The organism is Herbinix hemicellulosilytica (genome assembly GCF_002904165.1).
GTDB classification, from domain to species: Bacteria; Bacillota; Clostridia; order Lachnospirales; family Lachnospiraceae; genus Mobilitalea; species Mobilitalea hemicellulosilytica.
Map to the genome: position 1 here is coordinate 111377 of NZ_CVTD020000026.1, position 12146 is coordinate 123522.

Sequence of the window (12146 nt, forward strand, 5' to 3'; positions counted from 1 at the left end):
TTTGTAGATTTTTTAACAATAATATGCTATAATGATTATGTTTTGGCCTGATAAAAAATTATAGGAGGTTATATAATGGGTATGAAACAAAGTACGGTGCCTTTTACCGGAACAAGCGAGCAAAAAGAAGCGCTGCTTAAAGTTATAGCAGAACATAAAAATGACAAAGACGCGCTAATGCCCATAATGCAGAAAGCTCAAGAAATATACGGTTATCTGCCGATTGAAGTTCAGTCAATTATTTCGGATGAAATGGGCATTCCGCTGGAAAAAATATATGGTATCGCAACCTTTTATTCCCAGTTTGCGCTTAATCCTAAAGGAAAATATAAAATATCTGTTTGTCTCGGAACGGCTTGCTATGTAAAAGGTGCAGGTGATATATTTAACAAACTTCAGGAAGTACTGAAAATATCTGACGGAGAATGCACCCCTGACAGAAAATTCTCGCTCGAATCCTGCCGCTGCATCGGAGCATGCGGATTGGCTCCTGTTATTACCATAAATGACGATGTATATGGAAAAATAACGGCAGACGATGTTGAAAAAATTCTTGCAAAATACGAGTAAGAGTAATTATGCTTCCCGAGTTGTCTTTAAATATTTTGGATATAGTCAACAACTCCATACGGGCCAAGGCCGATTTGATAACGATAGAAGTTCGCATACATAAGAAAGAGGACGTTCTGATTATCAAAATAACCGATAACGGCCACGGCATACCGGAAGAACTTCTTTCCAAAGTTGAAGATCCTTTCTTTACTACCCGCAACACAAGAAATATCGGACTTGGCATTCCTTTCTTAAAACAGGCCGCAGAAATTACAGGCGGGATATTTAAGATTGAATCCATACCCGGTATAAAAACTGTTGTTTATGCTTCATTTGGACTTACCCATATTGACCGAATGCCACTGGGAGATATTTGCTCTACAATTTACACCTTATTGCTGGCAAACCAGAGTATTGATTTTTTATATATTTATGAGGTTGACGGCAAGGAATTTCAACTGGACACGAGAAAATTCCGCGAAATTTTAGGTGATATTCCCTTTGATACACCTGAAGTTGCCGGATTTATCCGGGATTATCTGACGCAAAATCATAGGGAAGTGGATGGCGGCATTATATTTTAACTGAAACAATCATATAAACAACGTTTATATTTTAAAATAAATAGGAGGAAAGCAGATGAAATCTCTAGAAGAGCTGAGAGCAATCCGTGCAAATATGCAGGCACAAATGGGCCTTCGTAAAGAAGACGGCAACCAGACCCGTATAGTAGTGGGAATGGCTACCTGCGGTATTGCCAGTGGTGCCAGACCTGTACTTGTTGCCCTTTCCGATGCCGTACAGGAAAAGGGATTAAAGAATGTTACTGTTACACAGACCGGATGTATAGGCTTATGCAAATATGAGCCCATAGTCGAAGTAATAGAACCCGGTAAAGAAAAAGTAACGTACGTTAAAATGACACCGGAAAAAGCCCTGGAAGTGCTTGAAAAGCATATTATCCGTGGTCAGATAGTGAAAGAATACACCATTTCCGAAATGATCGGATAACTGAAGGAGGTCACATTATGTATCGTTCGCATGTATTGGTCTGCGGCGGAACCGGCTGTACATCCTCCGGAACCCCAAAGATCCTGGAATGCTTAAATGAGGAAATAAATAAAGCAGGCCTGAAGAATGAAGTGGCAGTTGTCCAGACCGGATGCCACGGATTATGTGCTTTAGGCCCCATCGTTATTGTTTACCCCGAAGCAACTTTTTATTCAATGGTAAAACCCGAAGATGTTCCCGAAATCGTTAACGAACATCTCTTAAAAGGCCGTATCGTACAAAGACTGGTTTATGACGAAACAAAAACCGAAGAAGGAACAGTTACATCCATCAATGAAACCGCCTTCTATAAAAAACAGCACAGAGTTGCTCTTCGCAACTGCGGTGTAATTAATCCGGAAAATATTGACGAGTATATTGCAACCGGCGGTTATGAAGCCCTCGGAAGAGTACTTACAGAATACACTCCCGATCAGGTTATTCAAATGATAACCGACAGCGGTTTAAGAGGCAGAGGCGGCGGCGGTTTCCCTACCGGTTTGAAATGGAAACTGGCAAGAGCCAACGAAGCCGATCAGAAATATGTATGCTGTAACGCCGACGAAGGCGATCCCGGTGCTTTCATGGACCGTTCCATCCTGGAAGGCGACCCTCACGTAGTATTGGAAGCTATGGCTATAGCCGGTTATGCCATCGGCGCAAATCAGGGATATATTTATGTCCGTGCCGAGTATCCTATAGCTGTTAAACGTCTTAGCATAGCTATAGAACAGGCAAGAGAATACGGTTTGCTTGGTAAAAATATATTCGGTACAGGCTTTGATTTTGATATAGAACTTAGACTTGGTGCGGGAGCATTCGTCTGCGGTGAAGAAACTGCCCTTATGACTTCCATCGAAGGCAACCGCGGTGAACCTCGTCCCCGTCCTCCTTTCCCCGCTCAAAAGGGATTGTTCGGAAAACCTACTTTGCTTAACAACGTAGAAACTTATGCAAACATTCCGCAAATTATACTTAACGGTCCCGAATGGTTTGCTTCCATGGGTACCGAAAAATCCAAAGGAACCAAGGTATTTGCTCTCGGTGGAAAAATCAACAACACCGGTCTTGTTGAAATACCTATGGGAACAACCCTTCGTGAAGTCGTAGAAGAAATCGGCGGAGGTATTCCTAACGGCAAGAAGTTCAAGGCAGCACAGACTGGCGGACCTTCCGGCGGATGTATTCCTGCCGAACATTTCGATATCCCGATTGACTACGACAACTTAATAAGCATTGGTTCCATGATGGGATCCGGCGGACTTATTGTCATGGATGAAGACAACTGTATGGTTGACATCGCAAAATTCTTCCTTGAGTTTACGGTAGACGAATCCTGCGGAAAATGTACTCCATGCCGTATCGGTACCAAACGTCTCCATGAAATGCTCGATAAGATTACACAAGGCCAGGGTACCCTGGAAGATATAGATAAATTGGAAGAACTGTGCTATTACATTAAAGAAAATTCCCTGTGCGGACTCGGACAGAGCGCACCAAACCCGGTATTATCCACTATTAAATACTTCAGAGACGAATATGTATCACACGTTGTCGACAAAAAATGTCCTGCCGGTGTATGTAAGGCCCTGTTGTCTTATGTAATTGATCCCGAGTTATGTAAAGGTTGTACATTATGTGCGAGAATCTGCCCGAACAACGCAATCTCCGGCAAAGTTAAAGAAGCACATAGCATAGACCAGAGCAAGTGTGTCAAGTGTGGTGCATGTATAGAAAAATGCCGCTTTGGCGCTATTTCGAAACGCTAGAATGGAGGTTAGTATGGAAACTGTAAATGTTAAAATAAATGGTATATCCATAGATGTTCCGAAGGGTTCCACCATCTTGGAAGCAGCCAGGCTGGCACATATTGAGATACCTACCCTTTGCTACTTAAAGGAAATAAACGAAATCGGTGCGTGCCGTATCTGCGTAGTTGAAGTAAAAGGCGCAAGAAGCCTTGTAGCTTCCTGTGTATATCCTGTTTCCGACGGTATGGAAATTTACACCAACACACCGAAAGTCCTTGCTTCCCGCAGAAAAACCCTGGAATTAATTCTTTCAAATCATGACAGAAAATGCTTATCCTGCGTAAGAAGCGGTAACTGCGAACTTCAAAAGCTGTGCCGTGACCTTAAAGTTGAAGATGAAAGCACTTATGACGGCCTTCGTACCAAATATGAACTGGATACATCATCAGCCCATATGGTAAGAGACAATAATAAATGTATCCTTTGCCGCCGCTGCGTTGCTGTATGTGAAAAAACTCAGGGAGTCGGCGTAATCGGAGCCAATGAAAGAGGATTTGATACCAATATTGCCTGTGCTTTCGATATGGGCCTTGGTGAAACAAGCTGCGTATCCTGCGGCCAGTGTATAGCAGTATGTCCTACCGGTGCCCTTTATGAAAAGGATAATACCGATCAGGTATTTGCTGCACTTAACGACCCCGAAAAATATGTCATCGTTCAGACAGCTCCTGCCGTTCGTGCTGCACTTGGTGAGGAATTTGGCCTTCCTATAGGCACCAACGTACAGGGCAAAATGGTTGCAGCCCTTAGGCGCCTTGGCTTTGACAAGGTATTTGACACCGATTTTGCGGCTGACTTAACCATTATGGAAGAAGCTAACGAATTTATTGACCGTGTTAAAAACGGAGGAGTTCTGCCTCTTATAACCTCCTGTTCCCCCGGTTGGATTAAGTACTGCGAGCATTATTATCCCGATTTGCTTGATCATCTGTCCAGCTGTAAATCTCCTCAGCAGATGTTCGGAGCAATAACAAAGACATATTATGCCCAAAAGATGGGACTTGATCCTAAAAATATAGTTATGGTAAGTGTTATGCCTTGTACGGCAAAGAAATTTGAAATCGGCCGCGATCATCAGAATGCAGCCGGTGTTCCCGATGTGGATATTGCTATAACCACAAGAGAACTGGCAAGAATGATTGACCGGGTAGGCTTGAACTTCCTGTCACTTCCCGATGAGGAATTTGACGATCCTTTGGGACGTTCCACCGGTGCCGCAGTAATTTTTGGAACGACCGGAGGTGTTATGGAAGCCGCTTTAAGAACTGCCGTGGAAACTCTGACCAAAGAAGAGCTTCCAAGCCCTGATTTCGTTGAAGTAAGAGGCACCCAGGGAATTAAGAAGGCTACTTACCATGTAGCCGGTATGGACATAAATGTTGCGGTAGCTTCCGGCCTTAGCAATGCAAAAATACTTATGGATGAAATAAGGTCCGGCAAGGCCAACTACCACTTTATCGAAATCATGGGATGCCCCGGCGGATGTGTAAACGGCGGCGGTCAGCCTCAGCAGCCCGGTTATGTAAGAAATACCGTGGATATAAAAGCATTAAGAGCCAAAGCTTTGTATGATATCGATTCTTCCATGACCATAAGAAAATCCCATGAAAATCCTGCCATTAAACAATTATATGATGAATTTTTAGGCAAACCCGGAAGCCACAAGGCTCATGATATACTTCATACATCATATGTTAAGAGAACCGTAAATAATTACTAATTAAAAATAAACAGGCTCTGTGTCATGTGCTTTGGTTTGATTTATGCCAAACACCGGACTTGGAGCCTGTTATAGTCATTTTACCTTTTTATAATCAAGTTATTTTTTCGTCCTTTAAATAGTTTTCCTTTCTTTTTTGTATAATTGATAAAAAATTAATCAAGCGGTAATTTTAATTTTTTACTATACTCATCTGTAACTTTTATTAGAAGCAATCGGAATTTATAACATTAAATACAATATTATTTTTACTTTTATACTTTATATTTTTTTATAAATATGTTATAAATGAAAGAGTGCTTATTAATTGATTATAGGAGTTAATACCTCCGGCTAAAAGAAAGGATTAAAATATGAAAAAAATATCGAGAATAATTATTTTATGCATCAGCATAATGTTAATTGTTATCGGATGCAGCAAAAAAGACCCTGCCGATAACGCCAATTCAGACATAACCCCTACTCCCTCAGTTACTGATGAAGAAGGCGGCAACACAAACACATTACCTTTAGAAAATCCGATTATTAAAGAAGACTATGATTTTAACGACTATATAAAATTGGGTCAATATAAGGGTATAGAAGTAAAAGCCGAGAAATTGGAAGTTACAGATGAAGATGTGGATATTGCAATTCAGGAAGAACTTTATGATTACGGTGCAACTCCGGTTGAAGTCACTGACAGGCCTGTAAGGCTCGGTGATACAGTTAATATAGATTTTGTAGGCTACCACAACGGAGAAGCATTTGATGGCGGTTCGGCAAACGGCTATGACCTTACGATCGGCTCCGGCGCCTTTATAAAAGGTTTTGAAGAACAGCTTATCGGGGCTGAATTAAGCAAAGAAATAGAAGTAAATGTGGTTTTTCCCGAAAATTATTCTTATACCAAATTGGCAGGAGAACCCGCTGTATTTAAAGTAACTATAAATAAAATTCAATACTTTGAATTGACTGAGGATATTATCAAAGACTTAGGTTTTGAAAGCGAAGAAGCATACAGAAATCAATTATTACAGGAGTTAACCGAAAGAAAAGCAGAATCCATACAGCAGCAAAAAGAAAATTATATTTATGATACAGTCATAAAAAATTCAGAAATTACTTTGCCGGAAAATCTTGTGGAATATTATGCCAATGATTTTAAGACAATTTATAACAATATAGCTGCAAGTTACGGATATGACCTGGAAAGCTTTATTTCTCTTTCGGGCTATTCCATGGAAGAGTTTGAGAAGGATGTCCAGTATTATTCGACTACCATGGCAACCAGAGAACTTGTTATTAAAGCCATCAGCAGCTTAGAAGGTATTGAAGTTACAGACGAAGAATTCCAGGCTAAAGTTACGGAATATGCCGAAAACTACGGATATGAATCAGCCGAAGAATTTTTGGCAGAAGCAGACGTTGAAGCTCTTAAAGATGATATGCTTTTTGAAAAAGTAATAGATTTTCTTGTTGCGGAATCTGTAGAAATATAGTAAATAACTTGACGAAACTCCGTAAAATCATTATAATAATAATTACTATTATTAATTGTTAATAGGTTTAGGAGTTGATGAAAATGGCTGTCACAAAATACAGCCGGCAAAGGGAAGCCATAAAAGAATATTTAATGCAGACAAAAGAACATCCTACTGCCGACATGATATATTTAAAAATCAGAGAAAAATACCCAAATATTAGTCTTGGTACCGTTTATAGAAATTTGAATTTTCTGGCAGAAAAAGGTGAGATTATAAAGCTGGATGGTATAGACGGCAGCGATCGTTTTGATGCAAAAACTAAACCTCATTACCACTTTATGTGTAACAAATGTCAGAAAATATTGGATTTGGAAATCGAATCAATAGACCATATTAATGAACTTGCCGGTAAAAATTTTAACGGGAAAATAGAAGGACATATAACCTATTTTTACGGGAAATGTCCTGATTGTATTATAAATTAATCGGTCGTTTAGGAGAAATAAAAGAACTTGCTAGATATCAAAAATCTGCTGATTTTGCGTAAGTCTTTAAAGCAAAAACACAGCAGATTTTTTGATATTTAAAATATACGTTTTACCGGGATACTTCCGTCATTAAATTTAAGACAAGGCTTATACTCCTTATTTGGTCCTTACAATATGCATGCAATAAACATAAACGTTTTGAATCTTTTTTGCTTCTACTCCGTCAACGTGGATTATTGGCTGAGTTTCAGACGGTGTGATATAAATTTTAAATATGATGCCGTCCTGGTTTACACGCATATTGCGAATATGTTTGTATGTATAGTCTTTTTTCGGGACACCAATATAATTAAAGATGATATCATAGGTGTCAGGATGATTGAAACATACTATAATCTCGTCTTTATCATACATTCCAATTATTTCTCTGGCTTCTTCAAATGTCATTGTGGTACATTTGTATTCGCCTTCATTAAAAAGGATGTTGGCATTGCTGTTATCCAACAATAATAACGGGTGCCTTGTTATATTCGATATAATAATCCGCTCCTTCCCACCGGTTTTTATACAGCCTGATATATACCATATATATGCATATTTCTGTATTAAAGTATAGAAAAATTATAATATATTGTCAATAGAACAAACAAATGGAAATATATCATATAACATTCAGAAATATCTTAATATTTAACTTATTTCATATACAACAAATTGCAATAAAAAAACATAGTACCGACTTTTATCTGCATTCGGTACTATGTGTTATAATATCATTTTAATTCTTAGCTTATTAAATTTTTTCAAAGCGGTCAACATCCATAACAAATATGGTTGCTCCTCCGACATTGACCACAACATTCATGGATGAATATTCTCCTGTTCCCACAGGACTAGATATAACCTGCTTTCTGGGGCCACAAGCCTTCTTTACGATCTCAATTACCTCATCAACTTTGTCTTCATCAGTTCCTATCATTAAAGTTGTGTTGCCTTCACGTAAAAAACCGCCTGTTGACGCCAGCTTTGTTACATAGTAGCCTTTTTTGTTTAAAGCAGCCGTAACGTCGCCGCTGTCAATATTTCTAACAATTACATAGATCAGCTTCATGGAACCCCCATCCTTTCTTAAGTCCACAGTTAAGCAGACAGGCCAGTATTGATGTATTTACCATCTTTATAAGCTTATTATATACTAACACGGTTTAAAAGTAAATGATTGAGATGGTTTATACTACAGCTTCTCTACCCCTAGGCTGACCTTTTCTCCGTTTATATTCCATTCCTTAATATAACCCTTAGGTGTAGAGAATTCCATGAAATCTGCCAGTACTTCGGATTTTATTTCGTCAGCATTACGTTCCATGATGGCTTTAATTTTATCGTTCTCATCGCAGTAAACACGGATATGGTCTATAACCTCAAAGCCCGCATCCTTACGCATTGTCTGAATTTTGCTTATTATCTCACGGACAAATCCTTCTTCTATCAGTTCTTCTGTCAGATTTGTATCCAGAACAACGGTTACGCCATGGTCGGAATCTGACACGTAACCTTCTGCCTGAACAGTTTCAATAAGCAGATCCGCCTCATCAATATATACTCTTGTACCGTCCAGATCGATGCCAAGTTTTCCGGTAGCCTTAAGCTCATCCATGGCTTCATTGCCGTTTATCTCGGCAAGTATTTGCTTAACTGTTCCTATCTGTTTTCCGAATTTAGGTCCCAGTGTCTTTAAATTAGGTTTAAAGCTATAGGAAGTAAACTCTCTTACGTCATCCGTAAATACCACTTCTTTTACGTTAAGCTCATCGGCTATTATATCTTTGAAGTATTCTGACAAAGTTTTGCCTGCTCTTACAAACATTTTGCCGATTGGCTGGCGGTTTTTAATATTGGCTGCATTTCTGCACGCACGGCCAAGTACAACCACCTGCAGGACCTCTTCCATATTTTCTTCAAGTTCTTTATTAATATATGCCTCATTATAGGCCGGATATGAGCAAAGGTGAATGCTTTCCGGTGCATTCTTATCCAGATTAACCACAAGGTTTTGATATATCTGCTCAGTCATGAACGGAATATATGGAGCCGCCAGTTTGGCAAATTCAACCAGAGCCGTATATAAAGTCATATAGGCATTGATTTTATCCTGAGGCATTCCTTTAGCCCAGAAGCGGTCCCTGCATCTTCTTACATACCAATTGGATAGCTCATCCACAAAATCCGAAAGGAGTCTTGCACCTTCTGTAATCTTATAATTGTCAAGGCATTCGTCGACAGACTTAATCAATGTGTTAAGCCTTGATAAAAGCCATTTATCCATCACAGACAGCTTATCGTATTCCAGGGTATGCTTTGTGGGATCAAATTGGTCTATATTGGCATACAGTACATAAAATGCATAAGTATTCCACAAAGTACCCATGAATTTCCTTTGTCCTTCCGTTACGGCTGTATGGCTGAAACGGTTAGGAAGCCAAAGGGCTGAGTTAATTGAGAAGTACCAGCGAATGGCATCTGCTCCGTGTCTTGCCAAAGCATCCAAAGGATCTACAGCATTGCCCTTGGATTTGGACATCTTCTGTCCGTCTTCGTCAAGTACGTGCCCCAGTACTATACAGTTCTTAAATGATGACTTACCGAAAATCAAAGTCGATATTGCCAAAAGGGAATAAAACCATCCTCTGGTCTGGTCTACGGCTTCACTGATAAAGTCAGCCGGGAAGTTTTCTTCAAACTTATCCTTGTTTTCAAAAGGATAATGCCACTGTGCAAAAGGCATAGCACCGGAATCATACCAGCAGTCGATAACCGGTTTAACCCTGGTCATCTTTTTGCCACACTCGGGACATTTAATTGTAACTTCGTCAATAAACGGACGGTGAAGCTCTATATCATCCGGACAATCGTCGGACATGGATTTTAACTCTTCTATGCTTCCGATGCAGTGGAAATGGCCGTCTTCACATTCCCAGATAGGAAGCGGGGTACCCCAGTAACGGTCTCTTGACAAGCCCCAATCCTGCAGATTCTTTAACCAGTCGCCGAATCTGCCCTGACCTATACTTTCCGGCATCCAATTAATAGTGTCGTTATTTTGAATCATTTCATCCCTGACAGCCGTCATTTTTATGAACCATGTATCCCTTGCATAATAAATCAAAGGAGTATCACATCTCCAGCAGAAAGGATAGCTGTGGTCATAATTTAGTACCTTAAACAGCAAGCCCTTATTATAGAGCATCTTCATTATAGTTTCATCGGCATTTTTGCAGAACATACCTGCCAGATCAGTTGCCTCCGGTTTGAACTCACCTTTTCCGTCTACCAGCTGAACAAAAGGCAAATCATAATTTCTTCCCACTCTTGAGTCATCTTCACCGAAAGCCGGTGCTATATGAACAACTCCGGTACCGTCAGTCAGCGTTACATAATGATCACAGGTAACGTAAAAAGCCTTTTTATCTGTCTTTGCATAATTAAACAGAGGTTCATATTCTGTATACTCCAGGTCCTTGCCGGTAAATGTTTCTTCTATTTCATAATCACCGTCGATAACCCCAAGCAAAGCCTGTGCCAGAATATATTTCTGAGTTTTTACCGATGACAGATCGTCATGGTTATGGGCATCCTCATCATGGCCGCATGAACATTTCTTTATTACATTGCCTTTTTCGTCAACAGAAACTTTGACTTTAACATAGGTTTCATCGGGATTGACACATAAAGCCACGTTGGAGGGCAAAGTCCAGGGTGTAGTTGTCCATGCAAGAATATATTCGTCTTCCTTACCCTTGATTCTGAATTTTGCAATAACTGATTTTTCCTTTACATCCTTATAACCCTGGGCAACCTCATGGCTGGATAAGGGGGTTCCGCATCTGGGGCAGTAAGGTACAACCTTATGTCCTTTATATAACAACCCTTTATCCCATATCTGTTTTAAGGACCACCATACGGATTCTATATAGTTATTATCATAGGTAACATAAGGGTTATCCATATCAACCCAATAACCGACGATGCCGGAGAACTCTTCCCACATGCCTTTGTATTTCCATACGCTTTCTTTACACTTTTGTATAAAAGGCTCGAGACCGTATTCTTCAATCTGTTCTTTTCCGTTTATTCCAAGAATTTTTTCTACCTCAAGCTCAACCGGAAGTCCGTGGGTATCCCATCCGGCCTTGCGAAGAACATTATAACCTTTCATAGTACGGTATCTGGGAATAATGTCTTTTACTACCCTGGTAAGTACATGGCCGATATGGGGAGTGCCGTTGGCAGTCGGGGGACCGTCATAGAAGGTAAAACTCTTCCTCCCTTTCCCGGCTTCAATACTTTTTTCAAAGATTTTGTTCTCTTTCCAGAACTCTAAAACCTTTCTTTCCCTATCGACAAAATTTAGGTCTGTCGACACTTTGTCGTACATGTCAATCCTCCTTTTATTATTAATAATCCTTAGTTTTCGGAATTATTTTATTAAATTAATCTTCTTGTAAAAAGGTATAAGTCTTTTACTAAAAAAGCTCCCATCCGAAAAAGGATGAGAGCTAACGCTTTCATTTAACCACCTGTTTCGTATACACTGCCCATAAAAAGACATTTATACACTATCCATATAACGGTGGATACCGGCTTGACTTACTTAATAAATCCATAGGAATTATCCCTTTAGGATTTATTGTTGGGCCTTGCAACTAGGGAGTGATCTTCAGTCATCCGCTACTCATACCGGGCTTCCACTATCCCCGGCTCGCTGTGATTTTTACTGAATGCTTACTCTCTCCGTCATCGTCTTTAACATATTAATTTTCAATTATAATAGTATAAAGATTGCGGAAAGTCAAGTATTTATTAATTTTCCTTGCTATTTTGCCCAAAATATTAATGAATCTTCTAAGGTTATGCAGGCTTAAAAATATTAAGTGAACATTGGTTTGAATTATTCAGCATATATTTGATACATTATTTAAGTATAAGACAGATTGTGCGTATTTTCTTGACTTTAATAAGTATTTGGTATATCTTGAATGATATGCTGCAAAGTAAAATA

At 39.5% G+C, this 12146-nt stretch carries 10 protein-coding genes; 7 read left to right on the top strand and 3 right to left on the bottom strand.

From position 1 onward, the window contains the following. Window positions 1–75: 75 nt before the first annotated feature. From HHT355_RS11920 to HHT355_RS11950, 7 genes are all read left to right on the top strand, one after another. Window positions 76–570 (top strand): NADH-quinone oxidoreductase subunit NuoE family protein, encoded by a 495-nt coding sequence (locus HHT355_RS11920; protein ID WP_103203670.1) that lies wholly within the window; start codon window positions 76–78, stop codon window positions 568–570. Window positions 571–578: 8 nt separating this feature from the next. Next, window positions 579–1136, top strand: a complete 558-nt coding sequence (locus tag HHT355_RS11925) for an ATP-binding protein (protein ID WP_103203671.1) — start codon at window positions 579–581, stop codon at window positions 1134–1136. A gap of 55 nt (window positions 1137–1191) precedes the next feature. Then, window positions 1192–1563 (top strand): (2Fe-2S) ferredoxin domain-containing protein, encoded by a 372-nt coding sequence (locus HHT355_RS11930; protein ID WP_103203672.1) that lies wholly within the window; start codon window positions 1192–1194, stop codon window positions 1561–1563. Between the two features lie 17 nt (window positions 1564–1580). Next, the gene (nuoF, locus tag HHT355_RS11935; RefSeq protein ID WP_103203673.1) at window positions 1581–3371 is read left to right on the top strand and encodes an NADH-quinone oxidoreductase subunit NuoF; all 1791 of its coding nucleotides are present in this window, start codon (window positions 1581–1583) and stop codon (window positions 3369–3371) included. 13 nt (window positions 3372–3384) lie between these two features. Further along, a complete protein-coding gene (locus HHT355_RS11940; RefSeq protein WP_103203674.1) occupies window positions 3385–5133 on the top strand; it encodes an NADH-dependent [FeFe] hydrogenase, group A6 in 1749 nt (582 codons plus the stop codon). Window positions 5134–5486: 353 nt separating this feature from the next. Further along, window positions 5487–6614, top strand: a complete 1128-nt coding sequence (tig, locus tag HHT355_RS11945; RefSeq protein WP_103203675.1) for a trigger factor — start codon at window positions 5487–5489, stop codon at window positions 6612–6614. Between the two features lie 83 nt (window positions 6615–6697). Further along, window positions 6698–7084, top strand: coding sequence for a Fur family transcriptional regulator (locus HHT355_RS11950; protein ID WP_103203676.1), 387 nt, complete (start codon window positions 6698–6700; stop codon window positions 7082–7084). Between the two features lie 159 nt (window positions 7085–7243). On the opposite strand, the gene HHT355_RS11955 is transcribed toward HHT355_RS11950, so the two are convergent. From HHT355_RS11955 to ileS, 3 genes are all read right to left on the bottom strand, one after another. Continuing rightward, window positions 7244–7594 carry a hypothetical protein gene (locus tag HHT355_RS11955; RefSeq protein WP_242967670.1) on the bottom strand — a complete coding sequence of 117 codons (351 nt, stop codon included), beginning with the start codon at window positions 7592–7594 and terminating at the stop codon, window positions 7244–7246. Window positions 7595–7880: 286 nt separating this feature from the next. After that, a complete protein-coding gene (locus tag HHT355_RS11960; RefSeq protein ID WP_103203678.1) occupies window positions 7881–8198 on the bottom strand; it encodes a cyclic-di-AMP receptor in 318 nt (105 codons plus the stop codon). Between the two features lie 123 nt (window positions 8199–8321). Next, complete coding sequence (gene ileS, locus HHT355_RS11965; protein WP_103203679.1) at window positions 8322–11522, bottom strand: isoleucine--tRNA ligase; 3201 nt, start codon at window positions 11520–11522, stop codon at window positions 8322–8324. Window positions 11523–12146: the final 624 nt, after the last annotated feature.